A 25,849-nucleotide genomic window follows, 5' to 3' on the forward strand; every position below is an offset into this window, starting at 1 on the left:
AGACGGGTGAGAGACGGCTGCCCGGTCGCGTAACGGTAACGGGGGCAACGTGCGTGTGTCGCGCACTGGCCGGGCGTATCGACTGAGCAGTTTAACGGTTGCGGGCTGAACCGGACGCGCATGGCGCAAGCGCGCAACAGTCGGCAACACCTAGCCTGTCATGCGCCGCGCGAGCGAGGCGCGGCGGCGAATCATTCAGCGCGCTGCGCGAACGTCAGCACGCCGCCGTTGTCGAGCGTCAACTGAAGCGATTGCGGCGGATTCATCTGCACGCCGCTCTTCGCGACATGAGCGAGCGCGTCGAGATAAGGTTGCTCCAAAGCGCCGCCGACGCTCGATGGACACGCCATGCGCGTGCCGGCGAGCGGGCCGAAGCTCAACTTGCCGTCCTTGAGGACGTACGGGCCGGTGTAGCGATTGCAGCCCGAAAAGCCGCTCGCCCGGCGACGGCCGCTCTCCGTGGAGAGATCGAGCGTGATCGGCTGACCGCCCGCGGCGCGACTCGGCACGGCGCGCGGCTGGCCATTCGCCTCGGTCCAGCTCGTCAGTTCCCACCGCGTGTCGTCGAGCAATTGAGTCGCGGCCGGGTTGTAAGGATCGGTGGGCGGCGCGCTCGCGTCCGAGTGCTTCGGCATGGCGCACCCGCTCACGAGGCTTGCCATCAAAACAGCGACGCCGGCGCAAGGCGCAAGGATGGCCAGCGGACGCGGCATCGAGCGTGAGGATGAAGCGCGGCGAAAATGCGAAGACATCGAAAATTCCAGAGCTGGCGAAAGCCGTAAGGGTACCGCAGGCGTCGTATCGTTTGTCTAGCATCAAGATGCAACAAATGATTTGTCGCGCGGCGGACCATCGACGCACGCGGGAATTCGCGGCGCGGACGCGAGTCCATATGCGTTGTCAATAGGCCGAATGGCATAGCAGTCGGCGGCTGCGCTGCGTGTTAACATCGCCGCCGAATCGTGATAATCGGCGTTCGAGTTATCGAAGAGACCCGTTGCCGACGCACAACCGAAACGCTTCTGGAGCACGCATGCAGACCGACTCAGCCGACAAGAACGCACCGCACGATATCGCCGTGCGCATCGGCACGCCGCTTTCCACGGGCGCCACGCGCGTCATGCTTCTCGGAGCGGGCGAACTGGGCAAGGAAGTGATCATCGCGCTACAGCGCCTCGGCGTCGAAGTCATCGCGGTCGATCGTTACGCGAACGCGCCGGGGCATCAGGTCGCCCACCGCGCGCATGTCATCGACATGACCGATCCCGCCGTGCTGCGCGCGCTCGTGGAACGCGAGAAGCCGCATCTGATCGTGCCCGAGATCGAGGCGATCGCCACCGACGCGCTCGCCGACATCGAGGCGTCCGGCAGCGCGACCGTCATTCCGACCGCGCGGGCCACGCAGCTCACGATGAATCGCGAAGGCATTCGCCGGCTGGCCGCCGAAACGCTCGGCTTGCCGACCTCGCCCTATGCGTTCGCGCAATCGCTCGACGAGATGAAAGCGGCGATCGCGACGATCGGTTTTCCGTGCGTCGTGAAGCCGGTCATGTCGTCGTCGGGCAAAGGACAGTCCGTGCTGCGCAGCGAGGCGGACGTGGAGCCGGCGTGGCAGTACGCGATGGCCGGCGGGCGCGTCAATCACGGCCGCGTGATCGTGGAAGGCTTCATCGACTTCGAATACGAAATCACGCAACTCACCGTGCGCGCCGCGGACCCGGCGAGCGGCGAAACGCAGACTTACTTCTGCGAGCCGATCGGGCACGTTCAGGTGGCGGGCGATTATGTGGAATCCTGGCAGCCGCAGCCGATGAGCGCGGCGGCGCTGGAAAAAGCGCGCGAGGTCGCCGAGAAGGTGACGACGGCGCTCGGCGGGCGCGGCCTTTTCGGCGTGGAGCTGTTCGTGCGCGGCGACGACGTGTGGTTCTCCGAGGTGAGTCCGCGTCCGCACGACACCGGCCTCGTCACGCTCGCGACGCAGCGTTTCTCCGAATTCGAGCTCCACGCGCGCGCGATTCTCGGATTGCCCGTGGACCCGTCGCTCTCCACGCCGGGCGCGTCGGCGGTCATTTACGGCGGTCTGGACGAAGCGGGCATCGCCTTCGAAGGCGTGCGCGAGGCGCTCGCCGTGCCGGGCGCGGACGTGCGACTGTTCGGCAAGCCGGAGAGCTTCGCGAAGCGGCGCATGGGCGTCGCGGTGGCGACGGGCGTCGATACGGACGAGGCGCGCGAGCGGGCGAAGCTCGCGGCATCGAAGGTGCGTCCGGTTTCCATCAAGTGAAGGCCGCCGTGCGACAGACAGGAGCATTCCAGTGAAACGCTTGGTTCTCGCCGCGCTCGTCGCGGCATGCGTGGGGCTGTCGGGCTGCGGCCTTGCCGCCGCTCCGTGCCGGATTGCATCCGCAGGCCTGAAGATTGTGCCGGTCGTCGGTCACGTCGCGGCCGCGCCCACCGATGCGTGCGCCGACGTGATCGATCCCTGACCGGCGTGCAGCAATATCCAACACCGAAAAACAGGACGATGAACAAGCTTCTCGCACTCTCGATCGCGTTGCCGATAGCGCTGGCCGTGCAATCGGCGCGGGCCATGCCGCTGACGGTTCCGCAAATCCAGACGGCATCGACGCAATCCACGCGCTACGACTGCCGCGACGGCAAGAGCGTCACCGTGCAGTACACGACCACGCGCAACCGCCAGAGCTTCGCGGCGTTGACCGTCGACGGGCGCAAGCTCCTGTTCGTGAACGTGACGGCCGGTTCGGGCGCGAAATACGCCGCCGAACAATATGTCTGGTGGACCAAGGGCCCGCAGGCCAATCTGTACGACGAGATGGCCGCCAAGGATGCGCCGCCGCTGCTGGCGGACTGTCAGGCGCGCGGCAAGTAGCCGGATGCGAGCGCGCGCCCTCGGGACGAGCGCCCGATGCCTTCGACAGGCGGTGCTACAATGTGCGGCTTTCCCGCAGTGAGAGAGCGGCGCTCCCGAGCGACTTTCGCAGCGCTCGAGCAACCGCTGTGCAGCGGGTGGCGCGCGCCCGCAGCGCCCGGTGTCGCTAAAGCGTCATCGAAGCCGTGTTCCATTCGGGTGTGCGTCGAAGGAGCGTGCGAAACAAGCCGCGCCGCCGATGCCCGATGTCCGGCAGCCTGTCCAGTCGCGCGCCAAGGCACGCATCATGCGCACGAGAAGCGTGCAACCCCTAACACAATGCGTCGCGGGTCATTCCGCGCCACCGAAACACGCGTGCAACGCCGAGTCGGATTTAACGATCGTTCACGCGCGCCGCATCAGCGGTTTTATAGCGAAAGCCAACATAGTCACCATGTCTGATTCCGTCGCCCCGAACACGTCCACCGAAGAAGCCACGGCCGCACCGACGTTCGACCAGTTCGGCTTGTCCCCCGAGATTTTGAAGGCGGTGCGCGAGTCGGGCTACACGACGCCCACGCCGATTCAGGCGAAAGCCATTCCCGTCGTGCTCTCGGGCCGCGACGTGATGGGCGCGGCTCAAACCGGCACCGGCAAGACGGCGAGCTTCTCGCTGCCGATCATCCAGCGCCTGCTGCCCAACGCCAACACCAGCGCATCGCCTGCGCGGCATCCGGTGCGCGCGCTCATGCTTACGCCGACGCGCGAACTCGCCGATCAGGTCGCCGCGAACGTGCAGACGTATTCGAAGCACACGCCGCTGCGCAGCACGGTCGTGTTCGGCGGCGTCGACATGAACCCGCAGTCCGAGGCGCTGCGTCGCGGCGTCGAGATTCTCATCGCGACGCCGGGCCGCCTGCTCGACCACGTGCAGCAAAAGACGCTGAACCTCGGCCAGGTGCAGATGCTCGTGCTCGACGAAGCCGATCGCATGCTGGACATGGGCTTCCTGCCCGACCTGCAACGCATCCTGAATCTGCTGCCGAAGGAACGTCAGACGCTGCTTTTTTCGGCCACGTTTTCGCCGGAAATCAAGAAGCTGGCGGCGACGTATCTGCGTAATCCGCAGACCATCGAAGTCGCGCGCAGCAACTCCACGGCGACCAACGTTCGCCAGATCGTCTACGAGGTCCACGAGAGCGACAAGTCGGGCGCCGTCGCGCAGATCATTCGCGAGCGCGGACTGAAGCAGGTGATCGTGTTCTGCAACAGCAAGATCGGCGCGAGCCGGCTCGCGCGCGTGCTGGAGCGCGACGGCATCGTGGCGACCGCGATTCACGGCGACCGTTCGCAGAGCGAGCGCATGCAGGCGCTCGACGCGTTCAAGCGCGGCGAGATCGAGGCGCTCGTGGCCACGGACGTCGCGGCGCGCGGTCTCGACATCGCCGAACTGCCGGCGGTCATCAACTTCGATCTGCCGTTCAACGCGGAAGATTACGTGCACCGCATCGGCCGGACGGGGCGCGCGGGCGCTTCGGGCGACGCGCTGTCGCTGTGCAGCCCGAACGAGCGCAAACAACTCGCCGACATCGAAAAGCTGATCAAGCGTCCGCTCGAAGTTGAGACGCTGCAAGTCGCCACGCCGATGCGGCGCGATGCATCCCGCCGCGACGAGCGGCCGGCGCGCGGCGAGCGCTCGGAGCATCGGCATGGCGCGCGGGAGGAGTCGGGTTCCCGCCGCCGCACGTCGAGCGCATACGACCGGCCGCGCGGGCGTCAGCAGCCGGTGGACGAGTTCTTCCTGAAGCCATACGAACCGTCGCCCTCGGCGATGAAGCGTCAAGAGGAAACCGTCGAGCCCGAGCGCAAGAGCGTCTCGAAACAGCCGCTGGCGGCGCTTCTCGGCGGACTCGGCATGCCGCGCAAGACGTCCTGAGCCTGCGCGCGTCCATCGGAACGGCAGCCCTTCACGGCTGCCGTTTTTCGTTTTACGGCACGAATCGCTTCGCCCAGTCGGCGATGGCCCGAGCGTAGAACGCATCCAGCGAGCCCGCGGTCGCGGCATCGATTCCGAGATGCCGCGCTGCCTGTATGAGCGCGTCGAGCGGAGCGGTGGTGTCGAGCGGCGTCGCGCCGGTCTGTTTGCTGAGTTTCTCGCCGATGTCGTTGTTGACGACCGGCATGTGCAGATAGGCGGGCGTCGGCACGCCGAGACACCGCTGAAGGTAGATTTGCCGGGCGGTCGAATCGAGCAGATCCGCGCCGCGCACGACGTGCGTGATGCCTGCGTCCGCGTCATCGACGACGACCGCCAGTTGATACGCCCACAAGCCGTCCGCGCGCTTCAAGGCGAAGTCGCCGACCTCGGTGGCGAGATCTTGCGACTGCGGCCCTTGCCAGCGATCAACGAATGTAACCCGCGCCGCGTCGCCGTCCGGCACGCGCAGCCGCCACGCGCGCGCCGGGCGGCCGCTCAGCCCGCTGCGGCAGGTTCCGGGATACGCGAGCGTCGCGTGACGCGCGTGCGCATGCACGAGGGAATCGGCGATCTCGCGCCGCGTGCAGCCGCATGGATAGACGAGGCCGTCGGCTTGCAACTGTCCGAAGGCGCGAGCGTACGCGTCGTCGCGCCGGCTCTGCCAGACGGGCGGCTCGTCCGAATGCATGCCGAAACGGGCGAGCGTCGCGAGAATGTCGTCGGCCGCGCCGGGGACCGTGCGCGGCGAATCGACGTCCTCAATGCGCACGATCCACGTTCCGCCGTGCGCGCGGGCATCCAAAAAACTCGCGAGCGCGCTGACTAGCGATCCCGCGTGCAGCGGGCCTGTCGGCGAAGGTGCGAAGCGGCCGCGATAGACCATGTAACGAGGCTTAAGCCGCCTGGCCGACTTTCGCGTCCGGGTGGCACGCGGGGCACGTCTCGCCCGGCTTGTAGTACGGCGATTTCTGGTCTTCCACGCTCACCACCGCGCGGCAGCCGAAGCACTGCGCGGTTGCCGTCGGCTGGAGGTTCGGATCGAGCGCGGTGCGGTAGTCGAACACGAAGCAGTCGCCGGTGTAATGCGCGCCGCCCACTTGCTCGAAGTATTTCAGAATGCCGCCTTCGAGCTGATAAACATGCTCGATGCCCACTTCCTTCATGTGAATCGCGGCTTTCTCGCAGCGAATCCCGCCCGTGCAGAACGACACCACGGTCTTGCCTTCCAGGTCCGCGCGGTTCTGCTCGATCACCTCGGGAAACTCGCTGAACTTCGTGATGCGATAGTCGAGCGCGTTCTCGAACGTGCCGACATCCACTTCGAACGCATTGCGCGTATCGAGCATCACGACGGGGCGGCCGGCGTCATCGTGACCGCGGTCGAGCCAGGCTTTTAGCGTGGGCGCATCGACGGACGGCGCGCGGCCGAGTTCCGGCTTGATCGCGGGCTTTTTCATCGTGATGATTTCGCGCTTGAGCCTGACCAGCATGCGGCGGAACGGCTGCGTCTCGGAGAAGCTCTCCTTGAACTGCAGATCGGCGAAACGGCCGCCGAAGAGGGCGTCCGTCCGAATGTAGTCGATGAACTCGCGCACTTGCGCAACCGGCCCCGCGATGAACAGATTGATGCCCTCCGGCGCAAGCAGGATCGTGCCCTTGAGGCCGAGCGCATTGCAGCGTTCGGTGACGAGCGGCCGCCACGCGGCGCCGTCCTCGATGGTGACGAATTTGTAGGCGGAGAGATTCAGTATGCTCATGATCGAATACGGGTGAAACAAGTCGAAACGGGATCGGGCGCGGCGCGCGTGCGTCGCGCTAAACCGCTATTATCCCGCAAACGGCGAGCGCGTCCGGCGCGGCGCGCGGCCCCGCTCGGCGATTCGCTGCGCGTGCCCGATTCCGAGAGCGGCGGGCGCCTTATCCGTTCGGCCAACGCGGCCCTCGCGGGCAATTTTGCGACAGCCCGCATGTACAATATCGGCATGTCAGATCCCCGCTTCGTTCATCTCCGCGTCCACTCCGAATTCTCGATTGCCGACGGCATCGTGCGGCTGGACGACGTCGTCAAATCGGCCGCCGAAGACGGTCAGGGCGCGCTCGCGCTGACCGATCTCGCCAATGCTTTCGGCCTCGTGCGCTTCTACAAGGAAGCGCGCGGCAAGGGCGTGAAGCCCATTGCGGGCTGCGACGTCTGGATCACAAATCCCGCCGACCGCGACAAGCCTTCGCGCCTGTTGCTGCTCGTGCGCGACAAGACCGGCTATCTGAATCTGTGCGAACTGCTGAGCCGCGCGTGGCTCACGAACCAGTATCGCGGCCGCGCGGAAGTGATGGTCGAATGGCTCGAAGAAGGGCTCGCTGAGGGGCTGCTGGCGCTGTCGGGCGCGCAGACCGGCGACATCGGCATGGCATTCGCGGCGGGCAACACCGCGAGCGCGGAGCGCCACGCCGAGCGCTGGGCGAAGCTCTTTCCGAACGCGTTTTATATCGAATTGCAGCGCGCCGGCCAGCCGGGCGAGCAGGCGTACATTCTGGAGGCCGTCGCGCTCGCCGCGAAGCTGCGCCTGCCGGTCGTCGCCACGCATCCGCTGCAGTTCATGACGCCGGACGACTACACCGCGCACGAAGCGCGCGTGTGTATTTCCGAGGGCGACATTCTCGCCAATCCGCGCCGCCAGAAGCGTTTCACGACCGAGCAGTATTTCCGCACGCAGGACGAGATGTGCGCGCTTTTCGCGGACATTCCGTCGGCGCTCGCGAATACCGTCGAGATCGCCAAACGCTGCAATCTCACGCTCGAACTCGGCAAGCCGAAGCTGCCGCTTTTCCCGACGCCCGACGGCATGTCGCTCGACGACTACCTCGTGCAGTTGTCGAAGGAAGGCCTCGAAGTGCGGCTCGCGCAGCTCTACCCGGACGAGGCCGAGCGCGACGCGCAGCGCGACACGTATTACAAGCGGCTCGACTTCGAGTGCGGGACCATCATCAAGATGGGCTTTCCGGGCTACTTCCTGATCGTCGCCGACTTCATCATGTGGGCGAAGAACAATGGCGTGCCGGTCGGCCCGGGGCGCGGCTCGGGTGCGGGTTCGCTCGTCGCTTATGCGCTCGGCATCACGGATCTGGACCCGCTGCGCTACAACCTGCTCTTCGAACGCTTCCTGAATCCGGAACGCGTGTCGATGCCTGACTTCGACATCGACTTCTGTCAGGAAGGGCGCGACCGCGTCATTCAGTACGTGAAGGGCAAGTACGGCGCGGACGCCGTCTCGCAGATCGCGACCTTCGGCACGATGGCGGCGAAGGCGGCGGTGCGCGACATCGGCCGCGTGCTCGATCTCGGCTACATGTTCACGGACGGCATCGCGAAGCTCATTCCGTTCAAGCCGGGCAAGCACGTGACCATCGCGGACGCGATGAAGGAAGAACCGGCGCTTCAGGAGCGTTTCGACGCCGAAGACGAAGTGCATCAGTTGCTGGAACTCGCGCAGCGCGTCGAGGGCTTGACGCGAAATGTGGGCATGCACGCGGGCGGCGTGCTGATTGCGCCCGGCAAGCTCACCGATTTCTGCCCGCTCTATACGCAGGGCGAGGACGGCGGCGTCGTCAGCCAGTACGACAAGGACGACGTGGAAGCCGTCGGCCTCGTGAAGTTCGACTTTTTGGGCCTGACCACGCTCACGATTCTCGACTGGGCCGAACGCTATATCCGCCGGCTCGATCCGTCGAAGGAGAATTGGAGTCTCGGCCAGGTGCCGCTGGACGATCCGGCTTCGTTCACCATCCTCAAGAAAGCGAACACCGTCGCCGTGTTCCAGCTGGAAAGCCGCGGCATGCAGGGCATGCTGAAGGACGCGCAGCCGGACCGCTTCGAGGACATCATCGCGCTGGTGGCGCTGTATCGCCCGGGCCCGATGGACCTGATCCCGAGCTTCTGCGCGCGCAAGCACGGGCGCGAGATCGTCGAGTATCCGGACCCGCGCGTCGAGCCTGTCCTGAAAGAGACCTACGGCATCATGGTCTACCAGGAGCAGGTGATGCAGATGGCGCAGATCATCGGCGGCTACTCGCTCGGCGGCGCGGACTTGCTGCGTCGCGCGATGGGCAAGAAGAAGCCCGAGGAAATGGCGAAGCACCGCGAGATTTTCGCGGAAGGCGCGGCGAAGAACGGCCTCACGCGCGAGAAGTCCGACGAGATCTTCGACTTGATGGAGAAGTTCGCGGGCTACGGCTTCAACAAGTCGCACGCGGCGGCGTATGCGCTCCTTGCGTACTACACGGCGTGGCTCAAGGCGCATCATCCGGCGGAATTCATGGCGGCCAACATGTCGCTCGCCATGGACGACACCGACAAGGTGAAGATCCTTTTCGAGGATTGCATCGCCAACGGCATGACCGTACTGCCGCCGGACATCAATCAGTCGGCGTATCGCTTCGAACCGGTCGCGGAGGCGGACGGCAAGCGCTCGCGGACCATCCGCTATGGTCTCGGCGCCGTGAAGGGCAGCGGCCAGAACGCGATCGAAGAGATCCTGCGGGCGCGCGAAGACGGCGCATTCACCGACCTGTTCGATTTCTGTGAGCGCATCGACCGGCGCGTCGTGAACCGGCGCACGGTAGAGGCGCTGATTCGCGCGGGCGCGTTCGACGCGCTGCACGCCAATCGCGCGCAACTGCTCGCATCGGTGCCGCTCGCGATGGAAGCCGCCGAACAGGCCGCCGCCAACGCGATGCAGGCGGGCCTCTTCGACATGGGCGACACGCCGCTGCAGAAGCACGAACTCGTCGACGAGCCTGCGTGGTCGGACAAGAAGCGTCTGCAGGAAGAAAAGACGGCGCTCGGCTTCTATCTGTCGGGGCATCTTTTCGACGCCTACAAGGGCGAAGTGCGCCGCTTCGTGCGCCAGAAGATCGGCGAGCTGAAGGAAGGGCGCGACAAGCTCATCGCGGGCGTGATTTCGTCCATGCGCACGCAGATGACTCAGCGCGGCAAGATGCTGATCGTCAATCTCGACGACGGCACCGGCCAGTGCGAGGTGACCGTGTTCAACGAGCAGTTCGAAGCGAACAAGGCGCTTTTCAAGGAAGACGAACTGCTGGTGGTGCAGGGGCAGGCGCGCAACGACGCGTTCACGGGCGGCATCCGCTTCACCGTCGATACGGCGATGGATCTGGAGCGCGCGCGTAGCCGCTACGCGCAGTCGGTGAAGGTGGAGATGAACGGCAATGCGGATGCATTGCGGCTGCGTCGCGTGCTGGAGGCGCATGCGGCAGGCGAACAGGCCGCGCCGCCGCCGATACCCGTCAGGGACAACGGCCGTCAGCGTCAGAGCGCTGCGCCGATTCCGAATGGACTCAACGTGAGCATCGTTTATCGCAGCGAGCACGCGGAAGGCGAAGTGCGTTTAGGCGACGCGTGGCGCGTCAAGCCGACCGACGATCTCATCAGCGCGCTGCGCGGGGAGTTCGCGGGGAGTGAAATCGAGATTGTTTATTGATGCGTGCGCCGGCTCAGATAGGCCAGCTTCACGAATCGGTAGTACACCGTCTGGGCGTTGAAGACAGCGATCATGAAACCCGAGCGCCCGTCGAGAAAACCGCGCCGGAGCACGTAGGTTCTTACGAAGGCCCATAGGCCGCGCGTCACGGCCATGCCGAGACTGGCGCGCTTGCCGGCTGCATGGCGTTGTCGTGCGCCGGCCGTCGAATAAGCGTCGAGCTTGCGCAGGACCGTTTCGAAGTCTTCGTAGGAGTAGTGCAGCAGCTTGCCTTCGAGCCGCGCCACCGCCGTGCCCGGCGCCACGACGAGCCGTTCATGCACGAGATCGTCGGAGAAGCGCGCCGTGCCGCGCCTGAAAAGCCGGGGAATCCAGTCGGGGTACCAGCCGCTGTGCCGGATCCAGTCGCCGCAAAAGCTGGAGAGCCGATCTATCGCGTAGACGTCCGCGTCCGGCTTCGCGATGGCGCGCCGGATGGCGGCGGCAAGCTCGGGCGTCACAACTTCGTCGGCGTCGATGGACAGCACCCAGTCGGTCGAGAGCGCGTCGAGCGCGCGATTCTTCTGTGGCCCGAAGCCCGGCCAGTCGGGCGCGCTCATCACGCGTGCACCATGTTTTCGCGCGATGTCGGCGGTCGCGTCGATACTTCCGCCGTCGATCACGACGATATCGTCGGCGAAGGATACAGATTCGAGGCATTGCGCGAGCCGCGCCGCTGCATTGTGCGTGATGATGGCGATGCCGAGGCTTTCGTGCGTCATGTCGTCGGGCCGTGCTGTTCGTGGCGCGTATTGTAGAACCATCGACCGGCCAGGCGCGTGCCTTCCTGAGTCCGGGACGCCCGGCGGTTTACAATGTCGGATTGTTGTGGCGTCCGGCGTTACCCGTGGGCGCGGCCTTCTTCCTGGCTGGCGGGTGCGGCGGCCGGGGCATCGCAACGCAGAGGACGATTTGAGCGAGAACTCGAGCGGAAAGCAGACACTGAGAAAGACCATCGGGGAAGGCAGCACGACGACGCCTGCAGCCGTCATGAAGCGGCTCTGGCCGTATCTGCGGCCGCTCATGGGCATCGTGCTCCTCGGACTCGTGGCGATGGGCTTCGTCGCGGCCAGCGAAGCCGGCATTCCCATGCTGCTCAAGCCGCTGCTCGACCACGGTTTCGGCACCCGAGGCAGCGAGAGCGCCAAGTGGATCGTGCCCGTCGCGGTGATCGGCCTCGCGCTCGTGCGAGGCGTCGCGCAATACGCGTCGGGGTATCTGCTCTCGTACGTGTCGAACAAGATCCTGTTGCAACTGCGGCTCCAGATGTTCGAGCGCATGATTCACACGAGCGCAGGCTTCTTTCAGCGCGAGACGGCGAGCACCGTTATCAACGCGATCGTGTTCGAGGTCAACCAGATCCTGCAAGTGCTGTCGAGCGTCGTCGTCACCCTCGTGCGCGATTCGCTCACGGTCGTGTTCCTGCTCGGCTACCTCTTCATTCTCAACTGGCGGCTCACGCTGATCGTCGCGCTTATCCTGCCGGGCATCGGCTGGCTCGTGTCGAAGATCAACCGGCGCTTGCGGCGTCTGAACCGCGAGCATCAGATGCTCACGAACGACCTCTCCTACATCGTCGAAGAGACGGTGGGCGGCTACAAGGTCGTCAAGGTCCACAACGGCGAGCCGTACGAGATCGGGCGCTTCACCGAAATGAGCAGCCGCCTGCGCGGTTACGCCATGCGCATGCAGGTGTCGGGCGGTCTCGCTCAGCCGCTCACGCAGTTTCTCGCTTCCATCGCGCTCGCCATCGTCATCACGATCGCCGTGCTGCAATCCGCGAGCGATCAGACGACGGTCGGCGGCTTCGTGGCGTTCGTCACGTCGATGCTGCTCGTCATTTCGCCGCTCAAGCATCTGATCGACGTGAACCAGCCGCTGCAGCGAGGCATGACGGCGGCGGAACTCATCTTCGGTCTTATCGACGAGCCGCCGGAGCCGGCGGGCGGCGGGCGGCGGCTCGACCGCGCGCAGGGCAGCATCGAGTTTCGCAACGTCTCGTTCAACTACGGCACGCAGGAGCGCGCCACGCTGGATCACGTTTCGTTCAAGGTCGCGCCGGGAGAAATGGTCGCGCTCGCCGGTCCGTCGGGCAGCGGCAAGACCACGCTCGTTAATCTGTTGCCGCGCTTCTTCGATCCGGCCGAGGGCGAAGTGCTCGTCGACGGCGTCCCGCTTACCGACTACGCGTTGGCCGATCTGCGCTCGCAGATGGCGATGGTGAGTCAGGACGTCGTGCTCTTCAACGACAGCATCGCCGCGAACGTCGCCTACGGCACGGTGCCGGATCGCGACCGCGTGCTCGCGGCGCTGGCGGCCGCGAATCTGGCCGATGTCGTCGCTTCCATGCCGGACGGCATCGACACCTTGATCGGCGGCAACGGCATGCGTTTGTCGGGCGGGCAGCGCCAGCGCCTTGCCATCGCGCGCGCCATCTACAAGAACGCGCCGATCCTGATTCTCGACGAAGCCACGTCCGCGCTCGATTCGGAATCCGAGCGGCACGTTCAGTCCGCGCTGGAAACGCTGATGAAGGGGCGCACCACGCTCGTCATCGCGCACCGGCTTTCGACCATCGAGCGGGCGGACCGCATCCTGGTGCTGGAGGCGGGCAAGATCGCAGAGCAGGGCAGCCACGCGGAACTGTTGCGTCACAACGGGCTCTACGCGCATCTTCATCGCATCCAGTACCAGCAGCAGGCGGCCTGACGTATCGTCGGCCGCATCCGACACTCGCCTTTGCCGAACGACCGGTTCCACCACATGCAAGCGATCGCAGAATGAAGCGGGTTTTGATAGTGAAAGTCAGCTCACTGGGCGACGTGATTCAGGCGCAGGCCGTCGTCGGCGACCTGCATCGCGCATTTCCCGGCGTGCAAGTGGATTGGGCGGTGGATGAAAACTTCGCCGATATCCCGCGCTGGAATCCCGGCGTCGCGCGCGTGCTGTGCGCGCCGTTGCGCCGCTTCAAGAAAGCTCGCAATCTCGCGGATCTGCAAGCCATCTGGTCGTCGATTCTCGACTTGCGGCGCGAACGCTATGACGCGATCTTCGACCTGCACGGCGTCTACAAGAGCGCCATCATCTCTTTTCTCGCACGTTCGCGGCGCCGCTTCGGCTATGCGAACGTCAACCTCGGCGAGCGCGGCGCCGCGTTCGCGTACACGCATCGCTTCGCGCCGCGTCACGATGCGAATGCGTGGCAGGGCATGCGCCAGACGCTCGCCGACACGCTAGGTTATTCCATCGACGCCGCTCCGCCCAGCGTGTTCGCCATTCCGAAGCCGGCAAAGCCGCTCGCGGTGAGGGCCGACGTGCCTTTCGCGCTGTTGTTCCACGCGACGTCGAAGCCGGAGAAGAAATGGCCGGTCGAGGACTGGATAGCGGTGGCGAAGGCTATCGGCGAGCAAGGCATGACGCCCCTTCTGCCGTGGGGCTCGGATGCCGAACGCCTGGACGCGGAAGCCATCGCCGAGGGCTTGTCGAGCGCACACGTGCTGCCGAAGCTGAGCATCGAGGAGGTCGCGCAGCACATTGCGCGCGCGGCGCTCGTCGTCGGCACCGACACGGGCCTCGTGCACCTCGCAAGCGAACTTCGGCGACCGACCGTGATGATATTCAGCGCGACCTCGCGGCCGCTTTTCGGCGTGGATGTTCCCGGCTTGTCCGTCTCAGTCGGCGACAGCGGTCATCCGCCATCGGTCGATCAGGTGCTTTCAGCCATTGATTCAGTGAGACAGCGTCGTTGAAGATTCTTTTCACTAACTTCCATTACGGCCGCGGTGGCGGCCACGATACGTATATCGTCGCAATCGCACGCGGGCTGTCTGTCCGCCATCAGGTCTTCATCGCGGCGCCGGGATCTAGTCGTCTCTATGAACATGCGTGCGCGGTGAAAGGCGTCACGGCCGTGCCGATGGAATTTCCCGCGAAGCTAAAGGACGTCTCGCGCATGCGCGCGGCGTGGCGCGCGCTGCGAGCGCTGCTTCAACGCGAGCAATTCGATGTCATACACGTGAACGGCTCGCCGGACCACCGCCTGTTGTTGCTCATCATGTTGCGCTGGAAGGGCCCGCGGCCGCGTATCGTTTTCACGAAGCACAACTCCATCGCCATCAAGAGCGACTTCCTGACCCGGCTGCGCGCGACCCGCGCGACGGACGAAGTGATCGCCGTGTCGGATTCCACGGCGGAACTCGTGCGGAAATCGGTGTACGCACATTGTCCGCTGACGGTGGTGAAAAACGGCATCGACATGGAAAAATATGCGCCGCGCGATGCCACAAGCGCCGCTGCGAAGCGGCTGGCGATGCTCGGTCCGGATCGCGCGAGGCGGCTCGTGCTCGGCACCGTCACCGGCTTCGACTCGTACAAGGGAACAATGGACATGATCGCGGCCGTCGCGGGCCTTCCGGGCGAAGTGCGCGAACAGGTGATCGTGGTCGTGGTCGGCACTGAGCCGAACGAGGAGCAACGGCGGACCATCGACGATCTCGGCATGCGAGACAGTGTGCACGTCGTCGGATTCGTGGAGAACGTGCCGGACTATATCGCCGCGTTCGACATTGGTTTCGTGCTTTCGTATGCCGTGGAGACGGTGTCGTTCGCCTGCCGCGAAATGATGGCGATGCGCAAGCCCGTAATGGTCACGCGTTACGCGGGCCTGCCTGAGAATATCGACGACGGCATCGACGGCTGGATCGTCGAGCCGCGCGACGTAAGTGGCATCGAGGCGGTACTGCGTGAGATCGTCGCCGATCGCGCGCGCCTGCCGGTGATGGGCGCTCGTGCGCACGAGAAAGCCGTACGCGAGTTTTCGAGCGATCGCTTCGTCGCGGAGACCGAGGCGGTGTATCGGCGTGCCACAACGGCGCTCGCCGGCTGACGCGCTCGGTCATCGTTATCTTCAGTCTCCAACAGGGTGCCCAATCAATGCCGAAACCGGTCATTCACCTCATCAACGGTTTCATGAATGAATACGGCGGCAGCGAGCAGGAAGCCCTGCATCTCGCGCGTCTGTTGAGGGACCGCAGCGAGCTGTCGCTGTGGTCGCCTTCGTCGCGGTGCTCGCCGGAGCTGGCCCGTCGCCACGGGATTCGACGCATCCGTATGGGTATCGGCGGGGCGAACCGTCCTCACGGCGGTACGTTCGTCTTCGTCGGCACGCACTGGCGCAACAGGCTGTGGCCATATCTGAGCCGGGCGCCGCAACGCCTGATCTATGTCTTCAACACTTTTCACCCGAAGATACTGACGCTTACCGCGACGCATCGGCCGATGCTTCGCTGGCCGCGGACCGAGTACGTTTTCATTTCCGAGTTTCAGCGAAAGCTGCTCGGCGTGGAAGGGCAGGTGCAGCCTTCTCCTATCGACATCGCACGGTTCACGCCCTTGTCTCGGCCGCGGTCCGGTGGACGGCTCGTCATCGGGCGCCTGAGCCGCGACACGCTCGACAAGCACGATCTCGACGACGTGCCGCTCTATCGCGCGTGGGCCGACGGGGGCGCGGACATACGGCTCCAAGGCGCGACGAGTCTGCGCGCGGCGGCGGCAGGCGCGCTCACTGGTACACCGCACGTCGAGATCCTGCCCGAAGGGGCAATTGCGGCAGTCGACTTTCTGCGCAGCATCGATGTCTTTTATTATCGAACGGGCGCCCATGTGGAAACGTTCGGGCGCGTCGTCCTTGAAGCCATGGCATGCGGCCTGCCGGTGGTATGTCACCGGCGCGGCGGGTACGCAGACTGGATCCGGCATGGCGAGAACGGCTTCTTGTTCGATACGACCGAGCAAGCGCGCGGGCTCGTCGACGGCTTGCTCGCGGATCCTGCGCTGCGTGCATCGATCGGGGAACGCGCTCGTCGCACGGTCGAATCGCTATATTCCGATGAAGCGTTACGACACCGCGCAGACTTCTATTTGCGACCGGCGCAGTGAACAAAAGAATCGAGGCGGACGCGACGACGCCCGAAAAACGGGGTAGCGGAACAACATAATGCAAGTCAACACAATTTCGAGGCTGGGCCGCACGGGCACTGAGTCCTACCAACTGGTTCTCGCGAGATGGTTCGCCATTGTCACACTTTGGCTCGTACCCATCTCGACTGCGGGAGTGAATCTCGCCTCGGGCGCCTTCGCCTTGCTCGCATTGACGTCCCCCGAAGTCTGGCGGCGCGCGCCGGCGCTGCGCATGCGCTCGAGAGCCGGCTTTGCCGCTCTCGTGCTTTTCTTGGCGCTGACGTTGAGTCTCGCGTATAGCTCGCCCGGCATACACGAAGCCTTCGACTTTCTGATGAAGTACCGCAAGCTCCTGTTCATTCCGCTGCTCATTCTCGTTTTCGGCGATGACAACTCGTCCGCTTGGGCGAAGGCGGCCGTGTGGGGCCTTTTCGCGACGCTCGTTCTGGCGATGGTGCTCACGTACACGAACTACTTCGGCTGGACGGCGGTCGGTCCAATGCACGGCACTGACGCCTTGACCAGGCCTTGGGTGTTCAAAGACCACATCTCAGGCGGCCTCATGATGGCGTTTCTCGTATGCCTGTCGTTTTCGCTCGCCAAAGCGACGAAGAACGTGGGCAGCAAGGCGCTTTATCTGGTTGCGCTTGCCGCGATGGTGAACGTCCTCTTCGTGCTGCAGGGGCGCACGGGACAAGTGGTGGCGATCGCGTATATCGCGATTTTTCTGGTGGTGCACGCGACGCGGTTTCGTCGCTACGACAAGCGCACGCGCTGGGTCGTGGCGCTCGGCGCATTGACGGTGTGTGCGTGCGTCGCCGCGTTTGTGTTCTATTCGAAAGATTCGCGTCTTGCCGATACGGCGCAGGAAATCACCCAGTTCGAGACGCAAAACAAGAATACGTCGATGGGCGTGCGGCTCGAATTCTATCGGCGCAGCATCGAACTCATGGCGCACCGGCCGATTGCAGGCTATGGCGTCGGAAGCGTGCGCAGCCAGTTCGAACGGCTCGCGAGCGCGCAGACCGGCGCGCGGGCGGCCATGGCGGGCAATCCGCACAACGAGTTCTTCTTGATGGGCGTACAGCTCGGGTTGATCGGCGTCGCGCTCTTCGTGTGGTTTCTAATTGCGGTCGCCAGAGAATGTCAGCGCCTGGTCCAGCCTGCGCGCGATGTGGCGAACGGCTATCTTTTCGCGTTCATCTTCGGCTGTCTCGCCAATTCTTTGTTGCTGAACTTCACCGAGGGAAATCTGTTCATCTTTCTCATCGGCATACTGATCAGCGCCGCGCCCCGTTGCGAACGCGTCGGGGCGTAAGGGCGTGGATTTACATCAACACAATGTCATATTGTTCCGGTCAACGGACGCAAGCCATTGTTGTAAAACGAGAAAGCGCGCTGCCGATCACTGTTTTCCGGGGCTAGCTACCAATCTAGCTACCAATTGCAGGGGGCCTCGTTCTCTAATGCTCGTTCCGCGCGCAAGAGTGACTTTCCTTTTTCGCGGTCGCGAAAATTTGGCGGAACGGTCGGTCCCGCGCCGCCATCCTCTGGACTTGTTCCGCACCCCCCCCACGGCGTGTTAAAGCCGTGTTAATCAAACGTCAAAATCAAACGTTGAACGGGCCGGAAAGCCGCGCCGCGTAAGCGTCTTGGCTCGTTTGATTTCTGCCGTTTGATTTAACAAAAAGTTCAAAGGGGGATTTTTTCCCCGCGTGCGGGAATGCGCGGTTTCCGATCGAGGCGGTCGCTAGACTTTTCACCCGCCCCCCCCCGGCAAGGCGCTCGGACTCGGCCGCCGCGATAGCTCGGCGCGGGCGCCACCCGCGTGCGCGCGTGAATTAGGCGCGCCGCCGACAGCATCGCTTGACGCAACGAAAAAGCCGCCTCCTGACGATGTAGGAGACGGCTTAGTGCTCACCGCGCCGGGTTCCGCCGGCCGTGTGCTCTGCGGGTTTTCGTAGGACGTACGGGCACTCTCGCAGTAATCCCAGCGCGTTCGGGTCGAGACGGACAAAGCCCCCCAGGTGCGCCAGCCCGCAGCGCTGTTATGTGGTTGCGGCGAACGTGCCGTAGACGATGCCGCCCGGCCGCGTCACCGACATCTGCAATCGGCGCTCGACGAGCAGCGTGATTGCGTTCTTGATGAACTGATCGTTCACGTATCCGAGTTGCAGTGTGGCGTCTTCACGATCCCAGATGACCGCGCTATTCACGAAGTCAGCGACTATGAAAGCGCCTTGCCCGATTGCTTCGGTGACGACTGGTGCCATACCCCAGATCGGGCTACCGGGCGCGACGAGGAATCGGCCTTCGTCATCGCGCAGCAGGTCGATGGTTTCGGCGTCGGCCGGGTTGATGATCAGCGCGCTCGGAATGAAGAACGCTTTCTGCAACTGCGTCTTCGCGCGCCGCAGATAGTCGAGCGGTGTTGTCTTTCCGAGCCCCGTTGCGTTGAACGCCGTGTGATTGTCCGGCAGGAGCAGCCCGCCAATATCGCCCTCCGCGCCGTCACCGTTCAACAGTTGGTCCTCGGTCGCAAGGTCGAGTCCGTACAGCAGCCGCTGTTCGATGTAAGCCTGTAGGCCGTTCTGGTCGTCGAGCACCTGCTTCGATGCGGTGACGAAGTGCGCAATCGTCGCGATGGTCGCAGACTTGTTTTCGAACTTGATGTCCGATTCCGCCTTCGTGTCGAGTTGCTTCTTCTGCGCGGCCGCGTTGTTCGTGAATGCCGTCTCACGAAGCCACTGCACCGCGCCGGTGTCGACGGGCGTGGATGGAATCATCGATTCGACGGTCAAGCGGCGCGACATCGGCGCTTGGATCCCCGGCACGGTCTGCGCAAACGGCGTGATGCTCGGCGTCGCGCCGTCCGACACGATCGACTTCAGTTCGAGCGCGATCTTGGTTGTTGGCGTCGAGCCCTTGCGGAACATCTCGAGTTCTTGCGTACCCTTGATCTGCGAGCCGATCGACTTCGTAGCGACGATGGACGCGCCGTTGGACCCACGCCGCGTTACCTGCGTGCCGAACTGCGGGCCGAACTTCTTTTCCACGGCGTCGACTTGCTGTTGCAGCTCGTCGATGCGCGTGTGTGCCTTCTTGCCTTGCTCCAATACCTGCGCGCTGATCTTGTCGAGACCGGCGCGAAGTTCATCTGCATTCATCTTTGAAAAATCCCTATGGTTATGCCGCGAGCGCGGCCGGTTGGTTTTCGAGGAACGAAATCATGGTGTCGAGCGCCGGCAGCGTTTCCACCGCGCGGCCCGCCTTGCCGAAACTCAAATCGAGCTTCAGCGCGTCGATGCCGGCCGCGTCGAGCGTTTCGATAATCGCGTCAAGCCCGCCAAAGGTGCGGGGTTCGCCCTGAGAGTTCTTGATTGACTCGCCATTGACGTAGAGCATCCAGTCCAGCGAGCCGGGTAGGCGGTATGCCGTGACGCGCGATTGCTTCGCCTGTTCAGGCGTGAATCTGCGGATGTGTTTGAACAGCCTGGATTTCCCCATAAGCACGAAATACGGAATTTATATTTCGTATTTCGTGCAAGCGAAAGCATTAATTTAGGACTGCGACGGGAATAGACGAGGCTAGACGAAACGAGACGTTGCTTTTCTGCCTAAGCCGAGTGCATCAAAGTGCAACGTTGCACTTTGTTCCGACCGGCGGTCGCCGTCGTTTCACCGTCGAGCGGCGCGCGTTGCATCATGCTCGCCGGTTGTCTAACCCTTCGCCGCGCCAACTGCGCGCCGCCCGGCGCTCGCGCTCGCGGCGTTCCGCCTTCGCTCGCTCAAGCCGCCCACGGAAATAGGCGAGGTCCGGGCGAATCGTGCTGATCGGCTGCCGCTCGATCTGTCCCGCGATCAGGTCGTACGTGAGCTCGGGCCAGCCCTCCAGCGTCGCCAGTTCATCGACAACGGCAAACAGCTCGCGCTGCCATTCGGCCAGCGCCTCGCGCGTCAGGTACGGCCCCCACGGCAGGTAATAGCCGCCGTCCTCGGAGAGCAGAGCGCCCCGGCACGCCTCCGGTACGGCGTCACGCGTTTTCTCGATCAGCAAGTAGGCGATCACCGCCGGCTTGTGTGCGGCAATGTCTGGTCGAACTTTCTCGCGTGCATCGCGCGGCCCGCGCAGATTCACAATTGTTCCATCGGTTCGCAGCTCGACGCCGAGAGCGCGCGCCTTGCTCACAATTTCAGCGGCGTTCATACGTTGTCCTCGCTGCTGTCGTCGGTCACGTCTTTTCCATCGTTCTCGGTCACGGCCGTTTCTTCGGTCACTCGGTCACAACCCTTGTGCGGCAAGGGTTCCAGCGTGACCGAAGGGTTTTGCATTCGGTCACGTGACTGAGCGTCGGTCACGCTCAAACCCGCGCCAGCATTGGGTTGTGACCGAGTGACCGACGGAGACGGGGAAACCGGCGGCGGAGACAAATATCGGGCGAAAGCGTCCTTGAACTGGTCGAACTCGAACCCCTTCGGCGAGTTGTAGCCGATGCGCACGGCCTTGCTTTTGATGCCGAACTCCGACAGCTTTTTGCCGAGCTGGCGAAGCGTCATCTCTCGCCCGCGATTCCATGTCTTCCACGGGGCTTCGTCATCCGCAAGCAGGGCGGCGAGTAGGTCGGCCATAGAAATGCGTGTGACCGACTGAGTTTCGAAGACGGTTTTGATATCGGTCAGCAGCTCCACGCCCGCGCTCTGCGCGCTCTGTGCCTCGCCGGAAAGCGTCAGGGCTGCATTACGCGCGAGTTCGGGCCATGAGCCGCCTATTACCTCCGCGATCTGGAGCAGCGGCTCCCAGTTGTCCGCCGCGCGATCGTGCAGCGCCTCCGGCAGTTCCGGCCGAGCCTGACGCACTGCATCTGCATTGTCCTCCGACCAGCGCGCGAGCCGTGCGCACAGATCCGCGAACAGGCCCGGCTCGGCATGGCGCAACTTGTCCACCTGTTCATGCGGCAGCTTGCGGCGCAGCTCCAGCACGATAGACCGGTCCATAAGCGTATCGGCAAGGTGCCCGATACCGGCGATTGCCTTGGCTCCCCACACGAAGAAGCGTTTGGGGGTGTGGTCGTCGCCGACCGTGCGAATAACGTAAGCGCTGTCGCGCGTGTGACCGCAGTTGAGCAGCCCGCGCAGCTCCTCGTTTTCACGCATGAACGCATCGGCCTCGTCCAGCAAGAGGGTTGGCTTCCACGTTTCAACAGCGCGGAACAATGCCGCCGCCGTGATGTTGCTAGCTGCGAGCGGGCGGCACGCCAGCCGTCCGATTAGGAACAACAACTGAGACTTTCCGCATCGCTTTTCTGGCGCGGTAATCGCCGCGATGGGCGCGACGTCTACCGACTCCATAAGCCACGTCATGACGATCCACAACACCGCCGCGCGCGCCGTCGCCTCGTTGCATACGATGAACCTGCGGATGGTTTTCCTCAGGGCGTCGACCAACTCGGCACCGTCTACCGGGTCCGGGTGCGGTTCGACGTCGAGGAACATTCCACCTTCGTCTTCCTCGTCTGATCGCTCGGCAGCAACCAGCTTGTCGAGGGTCGTCACCTGAACCCCCATGCGCTTCGCTTCTACCTTCCGCACCCGGTCGTATTGCAGCGGCTTGAGCGCGGCCAGGCGGGCGATGGTCTGTTCGTCTGTTTCTGCGTCAGGCGGTGGCGGCGTTGTAACCGCGAGCGGGAACATGCGAACTTCTGCGCCTGTCGGCTCGGCTAAAGTGGCGCAAGTTGCGCCACTTTCTTTCGATGTGCTGGAGATGGCTAGAGCACGTTCGATTGTCGTGCGCACGGCCTCTATTCCGGCATGTGCTTGCAGATCGTTTAGGTCGGTTGCGCCGGTCGGGCGGCTTGCGCCGAACTCCGGCACCGCCAGCACTCCGCCGACGGCTTGCGCGGCCTCCCGTGCCTTCGTCAGACCCGGATTACCCTCGGTGGCGTAGTCGTCGTCGGCCAGCAGTACGATGCGCGCGGCCGGTAGTCGTGCGCGCCACGCCCGCGCGACCGTGAGCAGGTTGCCAGCGTTGAACGCGACCACTACGGGGTTCCCCGTCGCGGCGTAGGCCGTCGCGCACGTCGCGAAGCCTTCGCCGATCAGCAGCACGCCGTCCTCTCGCGGCTCGCCGCCGAACTGGTAGGAGCACCCCGTAACCGCGCCGCCGGTCTTGAATCGCTTGGTGCCGTCCGCGTAGATGAACTGGACGTTCACGATCTCGCCGTCTGAGTTGCTGATCGGCACGACAAGAGTCCGCTTATCTTGGAACTCCTTCAGGCCGATCGGCTTCACGCCCTTGCGCGTGCAGTAGGGGTTATCCGCCGTCGCCCACCGCGCACCGTGCCACAGCTCGCGCGCCGCCGTAGCGGCTTCAGCGCGCACGCGAGCGCGCTCCGCATCGGCCAGTCCGCGCACTTCGGCCATTCGAGCGCGATGCGCGTCGAGTTCGGCACCGGACAGTTTCGCCGCCGCTGAACCGCTCCACCGCTTGTCAATGCCGCTCTTGTGGCAGCCGAATCCGCCGGCGCCGCCGTTATCGGCGTGCAGGATGTACCAGCCGCTTTTCTTGCCGCGCTTGTCCTCCGGCCCGTCGATGCGGTGGAGTTTGCTGTCGGCGACGATATCGACGGGGGGAAACCCTGCCTCTGCGAGCGCTTGCGCGAACTCTGTTTCGATTTTCGTTACTGCGTGCATCGCATCCCCTCTAAGGACTCCTTATCGGCAAGTGCCTGCCGATGCGGTTCGGAATCGAGCGGCCAGCACTCCGCATCAATGGTTAGGGCCAGTTCTCGCGACAGGTCACGCAGGTGCTGAATCATGTGTCGAACCGGCAGGGCCTCGGCCGCGTCGTCGGGCAGTGCCGCGCACAGAACATCCGTAAGGGTGTGGAGCGTCCACGCCTTATCAACCAACTTCGAGACGTCAGGCATGAGCGGCCTCCGCGTTGAACCGGTCGCGCGCACCTTCAAACTTGAGCGCGAACTCTTCAGCGAGTCGGCCTCCGGCGCTCGCAACGCCTTGGGCGGTCGAAAATTCAGGGGCCAGCTTCGAAATGGCGTCGAACAGGTCCTGCAACTCGTACATCCAGTTGGCGGCCTCCTCGAACCAGCTTCGTGCCTCGATGAGTTTCGGCGCGTAATGGTCGGTGGTCGTGGGCGCGTTCTCGACGCAATTCCGCGTATTCGCCGAATTGCGGTTCGTGGTCGTGGGAGCGGGCGCGTTTTGCGGGCGGGTTGTTTTAGCCATGTGCCGCCTCCGCATCCGTGAGTGCCGCGCAGGCCGACAGCGCCATTGTTTCCATCGCGCCGAAGATCACCGACTGTTGAAACGATGAGAGGCGCGCGAATGCGCCGGCAGCCGCTTCGTCAGAGAGCAGGGCGAGCAGCGCCGCCAGTTCCTCGGCCCGTTCCGATGCTGTGGAGCAGCACGGCACGAGCGGGTGGAGTGTGTTGTTAGCCATGCGACACCTCCGCATATTGGTCGAGTGCGGCGGCGGCAGAGCGCGCCATGCGTTCGAGTGCACCGAAGATCGTTGCTTGCTCGGCCGCGTCCAGTCCCGCAAATGCCGCCGCTACATCCTCGTTCGAAAACAGGTTGGCGAACGCGCAGATTTCGGCGATCTGGAGGGATGCGGCGTCGATGCTCTGGTTGATTGCTTTCGATTCACGCATGGCGCACCTCCGCGCGGGCGATCTCGCCGAGCTGGCGGAGTGCGTCGCCTGCGATGTCGAGCGCATCGAACACGGTAGGAGCCGTGGCGGCGTCGCGCAGAGCGCGTTGGATGATGTCGAGCGGGGCGGGAGATTGCGATTGCTCGGGACGAGCAGGGATATGGCGCATAGTGCGGCCCTCCTTAGACGGGTTAGAAACCCGGCTCCCATCGCCAAATGGGGTGGCCGGGCGCATGGTGGGGTTGGCGAACCGGCGTCCAAGGCAAACCGGCGTGCGCAAGCGCACCCCCACCAAGGCCCGACCATAGAAAAGGGCGCAAGGTGTACGGACGCAAAAAAACCGCACGATGGCGGCTTTCGTCCGCCTTGGATCGTTCCCGGTCGCCAAACCGGTTCGCTGTTGTCTCAGCGAAAAGTCAGGATAGCGGCGGGCGTCTGTGGGCGTCAACGATACGTCCGTATCTGCGACATTTTGCACCAGATTTTCTGCGGCCAGCGTGGAAACAGTTAACGTCGCGCGCATCAGTTCCCCTCCTTCGGATCGACAGAGCGCGCGGCGAGCATGAGCGCCTGCACGACTTCGCCGACCTGATTCGGACGCAACGAGACGCCCGCGCGCCCCGGTTTCCATTCACCGGTTTCGGTCGAATACCAGACGCGCAGATCGACCAGCGTTCGGCCGCGATATTCAGAGAGGGTGACGCGCAGGCGCTCGCTATCCGAGCGGCGCAGGTCGAGCAGCGGGGCGGGAGCGGCGGTATCGGCGGCGGACATCAGGCGGCCTCCGGCGTCAGACTGGCGCGCAGTTCGCCCGCGTTCCAGCGCGTCGAGTGGCCGAACTTCTTCGGGGTGGGAATGAGGCCGGCAGCGACGCGCCGCCAAACGGTCGGCACTGAACAGCCGTAGAGGCCGGCGACGGTTCGCACGTCAACGTGCGCGGAGTCGGGGAGGGAGTCGAAAGAAACGAGCGCCTTCGAGAGCGGCGCGCTTGCGGTGTGGACCATCTGTATCGCTCCTAGCATGGCGCGATACAGCCCGGCGAGTATCGCGCCGCCGTGATTCAGTTTGCGACGGGCGATACTCAATTTATTCATCTGATCGGCGTCTGTCGCCATCTGTGCCGGCAGACTGCGTTGTATGCCGGCACGCTGCTCAGTCTCCGGGAAGGGGGCTCACCATGCTTGCAAAGCTCCGCTCATTCTTTTCCCACTCGCGGCACCAATCCTCAATCTGCTTCTGGCTAGTCAGGTGTTCGCACTTTGTCAGCATGTCGCGCGCAAAAGCGGCCTTGGATGCGTAACAGCTTGGTTTTCGTTGCCAGTCTGACCAACACTGACGCACGAATGCCTTCTCCTTTTGTTTGGGGTCCCGAGCATAGCGCGCCATTGCGCCTTCGCGGGCGAACGATTGCGCGTCGACGCGCCGCGATCCCTCCGGCATACCGCACAGCATTCCGAGCCAGAACTGCGCATTGGCTAACGATTCCCACGACGCTTCTCGATCTTTTCTGAGGCGCGCCGCAAGTGCTTCGGCGGTCAGCGCGGAAGTGATTCGAATCATGCAAAGGCGCGCCTCTTTCCCGTATCTGTCTTTCGTGTCCCTCAACGTGATTGCGTATTCTTGCAAGAGATCTTCCGACGATGGACGGCCGCGACGCATGGTCGGCGTGATGTAGCGTTCCGCAAAATCAGGCTGCGACAGCTGTTCGCCCGATTGTTCCTTGAACATCTCGAAGAGATCTTCCAGCATCAGCGCGGCGAGAATGCCTAGCCCATCTTCTTTCTGCTCCATTGCTTGCCCTGTAGCAAAGCCCTATAGGGAAGCCGCGCCGACCGGGTAGGGC

26 protein-coding genes are annotated in these 25,849 nt (G+C 64.0%); 10 read left to right on the forward strand and 16 right to left on the reverse strand.

Annotated elements, in window-relative coordinates:
* Positions 1 to 191: 191 nt before the first annotated feature.
* Positions 192 to 713, reverse strand: coding sequence for an META domain-containing protein (locus tag HWX53_RS06090; protein WP_244140049.1), 522 nt, complete (start codon positions 711 to 713; stop codon positions 192 to 194).
* 320 nt (positions 714 to 1,033) lie between these two features.
* Between HWX53_RS06090 and purT the strand changes: the two genes are divergently transcribed.
* From purT to HWX53_RS06110, 4 genes are all read left to right on the forward strand, one after another.
* Complete coding sequence (gene purT, locus HWX53_RS06095) at positions 1,034 to 2,281, forward strand: formate-dependent phosphoribosylglycinamide formyltransferase (RefSeq protein WP_175939896.1); 1,248 nt, start codon at positions 1,034 to 1,036, stop codon at positions 2,279 to 2,281.
* 31 nt (positions 2,282 to 2,312) lie between these two features.
* Entirely contained in the window at positions 2,313 to 2,483 is a 171-nt protein-coding gene (locus HWX53_RS06100) for a DUF6726 family protein (RefSeq protein ID WP_175939897.1), read from the forward strand.
* 38 nt (positions 2,484 to 2,521) lie between these two features.
* Entirely contained in the window at positions 2,522 to 2,887 is a 366-nt protein-coding gene (locus tag HWX53_RS06105; RefSeq protein WP_175939898.1) for an MliC family protein, read from the forward strand.
* A gap of 433 nt (positions 2,888 to 3,320) precedes the next feature.
* Positions 3,321 to 4,802: a DEAD/DEAH box helicase gene (locus HWX53_RS06110; RefSeq protein WP_175939899.1), complete on the forward strand. Its 1,482-nt coding sequence runs from the start codon at positions 3,321 to 3,323 to the stop codon at positions 4,800 to 4,802.
* A 52-nt stretch (positions 4,803 to 4,854) separates the two neighbouring features.
* Here the strand turns inward: HWX53_RS06110 and gluQRS are convergent, their stop codons facing one another.
* Both gluQRS and HWX53_RS06120 read right to left on the reverse strand, forming a co-directional pair.
* Positions 4,855 to 5,727 carry a tRNA glutamyl-Q(34) synthetase GluQRS gene (gene gluQRS, locus HWX53_RS06115; RefSeq protein ID WP_175939900.1) on the reverse strand — a complete coding sequence of 291 codons (873 nt, stop codon included), beginning with the start codon at positions 5,725 to 5,727 and terminating at the stop codon, positions 4,855 to 4,857.
* Between the two features lie 10 nt (positions 5,728 to 5,737).
* A complete protein-coding gene (locus tag HWX53_RS06120) occupies positions 5,738 to 6,601 on the reverse strand; it encodes a sulfurtransferase (protein WP_175939901.1) in 864 nt (287 codons plus the stop codon).
* A 225-nt stretch (positions 6,602 to 6,826) separates the two neighbouring features.
* On the opposite strand from HWX53_RS06120, the gene dnaE reads away from it, so the two are divergent.
* Positions 6,827 to 10,342 carry a DNA polymerase III subunit alpha gene (gene dnaE / locus HWX53_RS06125; RefSeq protein WP_244140007.1) on the forward strand — a complete coding sequence of 1,172 codons (3,516 nt, stop codon included), beginning with the start codon at positions 6,827 to 6,829 and terminating at the stop codon, positions 10,340 to 10,342.
* On the opposite strand, the gene HWX53_RS06130 is transcribed toward dnaE, so the two are convergent.
* The gene (locus HWX53_RS06130) at positions 10,336 to 11,103 is read right to left on the reverse strand and encodes a glycosyltransferase family 2 protein (protein WP_175939903.1); all 768 of its coding nucleotides are present in this window, start codon (positions 11,101 to 11,103) and stop codon (positions 10,336 to 10,338) included. The genes dnaE and HWX53_RS06130 overlap by 7 nt on opposite strands.
* A 268-nt stretch (positions 11,104 to 11,371) precedes the next feature.
* Here HWX53_RS06130 and msbA point away from each other — a divergent pair, with 268 nt between their 5' ends.
* The 5 genes from msbA to HWX53_RS06155 all read left to right on the forward strand — a co-directional run bounded on the left by msbA (position 11,372) and on the right by HWX53_RS06155 (position 17,657).
* Positions 11,372 to 13,090, forward strand: coding sequence for a lipid A export permease/ATP-binding protein MsbA (gene msbA / locus HWX53_RS06135; RefSeq protein ID WP_241269880.1), 1,719 nt, complete (start codon positions 11,372 to 11,374; stop codon positions 13,088 to 13,090).
* 71 nt (positions 13,091 to 13,161) lie between these two features.
* Entirely contained in the window at positions 13,162 to 14,130 is a 969-nt protein-coding gene (gene waaC / locus HWX53_RS06140) for a lipopolysaccharide heptosyltransferase I (protein ID WP_175939905.1), read from the forward strand.
* On the forward strand, positions 14,127 to 15,266 hold the full coding sequence (locus HWX53_RS06145) for a glycosyltransferase (RefSeq protein ID WP_175939906.1): 1,140 nt from the start codon (positions 14,127 to 14,129) through the stop codon (positions 15,264 to 15,266). Before waaC ends, HWX53_RS06145 begins: the two co-directional genes overlap by 4 nt.
* Positions 15,267 to 15,313: 47 nt before the next feature.
* Positions 15,314 to 16,318, forward strand: coding sequence for a glycosyltransferase family 4 protein (locus HWX53_RS06150; RefSeq protein ID WP_175939907.1), 1,005 nt, complete (start codon positions 15,314 to 15,316; stop codon positions 16,316 to 16,318).
* A 58-nt stretch (positions 16,319 to 16,376) separates the two neighbouring features.
* Positions 16,377 to 17,657 (forward strand): O-antigen ligase family protein, encoded by a 1,281-nt coding sequence (locus HWX53_RS06155; protein ID WP_175939908.1) that lies wholly within the window; start codon positions 16,377 to 16,379, stop codon positions 17,655 to 17,657.
* A 730-nt stretch (positions 17,658 to 18,387) separates the two neighbouring features.
* Here the strand turns inward: HWX53_RS06155 and HWX53_RS06160 are convergent.
* The 12 genes from HWX53_RS06160 to HWX53_RS06215 all read right to left on the reverse strand — a co-directional run bounded on the left by HWX53_RS06160 (position 18,388) and on the right by HWX53_RS06215 (position 25,797).
* Positions 18,388 to 19,506: a phage major capsid protein gene (locus tag HWX53_RS06160; protein ID WP_175939909.1), complete on the reverse strand. Its 1,119-nt coding sequence runs from the start codon at positions 19,504 to 19,506 to the stop codon at positions 18,388 to 18,390.
* Positions 19,507 to 19,525: 19 nt separating this feature from the next.
* A complete protein-coding gene (locus HWX53_RS06165) occupies positions 19,526 to 19,846 on the reverse strand; it encodes a hypothetical protein (protein ID WP_175939910.1) in 321 nt (106 codons plus the stop codon).
* Positions 19,847 to 20,042: 196 nt separating this feature from the next.
* Positions 20,043 to 20,546: a hypothetical protein gene (locus HWX53_RS06170; RefSeq protein WP_175939911.1), complete on the reverse strand. Its 504-nt coding sequence runs from the start codon at positions 20,544 to 20,546 to the stop codon at positions 20,043 to 20,045.
* Positions 20,543 to 23,029: a DUF3631 domain-containing protein gene (locus HWX53_RS06175; RefSeq protein WP_175939912.1), complete on the reverse strand. Its 2,487-nt coding sequence runs from the start codon at positions 23,027 to 23,029 to the stop codon at positions 20,543 to 20,545. The genes HWX53_RS06170 and HWX53_RS06175 overlap by 4 nt, the downstream gene beginning before the upstream one ends.
* Positions 23,017 to 23,265, reverse strand: a complete 249-nt coding sequence (locus tag HWX53_RS06180; RefSeq protein WP_175939913.1) for a hypothetical protein — start codon at positions 23,263 to 23,265, stop codon at positions 23,017 to 23,019. The genes HWX53_RS06175 and HWX53_RS06180 overlap by 13 nt, the downstream gene beginning before the upstream one ends.
* On the reverse strand, positions 23,258 to 23,581 hold the full coding sequence (locus HWX53_RS06185) for a hypothetical protein (protein ID WP_175939914.1): 324 nt from the start codon (positions 23,579 to 23,581) through the stop codon (positions 23,258 to 23,260). Before HWX53_RS06185 ends, HWX53_RS06180 begins: the two co-directional genes overlap by 8 nt.
* Positions 23,574 to 23,795 carry a hypothetical protein gene (locus HWX53_RS06190; protein WP_175939915.1) on the reverse strand — a complete coding sequence of 74 codons (222 nt, stop codon included), beginning with the start codon at positions 23,793 to 23,795 and terminating at the stop codon, positions 23,574 to 23,576. Before HWX53_RS06190 ends, HWX53_RS06185 begins: the two co-directional genes overlap by 8 nt.
* On the reverse strand, positions 23,788 to 24,006 hold the full coding sequence (locus tag HWX53_RS06195; RefSeq protein WP_175939916.1) for a hypothetical protein: 219 nt from the start codon (positions 24,004 to 24,006) through the stop codon (positions 23,788 to 23,790). Before HWX53_RS06195 ends, HWX53_RS06190 begins: the two co-directional genes overlap by 8 nt.
* Positions 23,999 to 24,529: a hypothetical protein gene (locus HWX53_RS06200; RefSeq protein ID WP_175938255.1), complete on the reverse strand. Its 531-nt coding sequence runs from the start codon at positions 24,527 to 24,529 to the stop codon at positions 23,999 to 24,001. The genes HWX53_RS06195 and HWX53_RS06200 overlap by 8 nt, the downstream gene beginning before the upstream one ends.
* A complete protein-coding gene (locus tag HWX53_RS06205; protein ID WP_175939917.1) occupies positions 24,529 to 24,780 on the reverse strand; it encodes a transcriptional coactivator p15/PC4 family protein in 252 nt (83 codons plus the stop codon). Before HWX53_RS06205 ends, HWX53_RS06200 begins: the two co-directional genes overlap by 1 nt.
* Positions 24,780 to 25,010, reverse strand: coding sequence for a transcriptional regulator (locus HWX53_RS06210; RefSeq protein ID WP_175940628.1), 231 nt, complete (start codon positions 25,008 to 25,010; stop codon positions 24,780 to 24,782). Before HWX53_RS06210 ends, HWX53_RS06205 begins: the two co-directional genes overlap by 1 nt.
* A 148-nt stretch (positions 25,011 to 25,158) precedes the next feature.
* A complete protein-coding gene (locus tag HWX53_RS06215; protein ID WP_175939918.1) occupies positions 25,159 to 25,797 on the reverse strand; it encodes a hypothetical protein in 639 nt (212 codons plus the stop codon).
* Positions 25,798 to 25,849: the final 52 nt, after the last annotated feature.

Source organism: Caballeronia sp. BCC1704 (assembly GCF_902833455.1).
Lineage (GTDB): Bacteria > Pseudomonadota > Gammaproteobacteria > Burkholderiales > Burkholderiaceae > Caballeronia.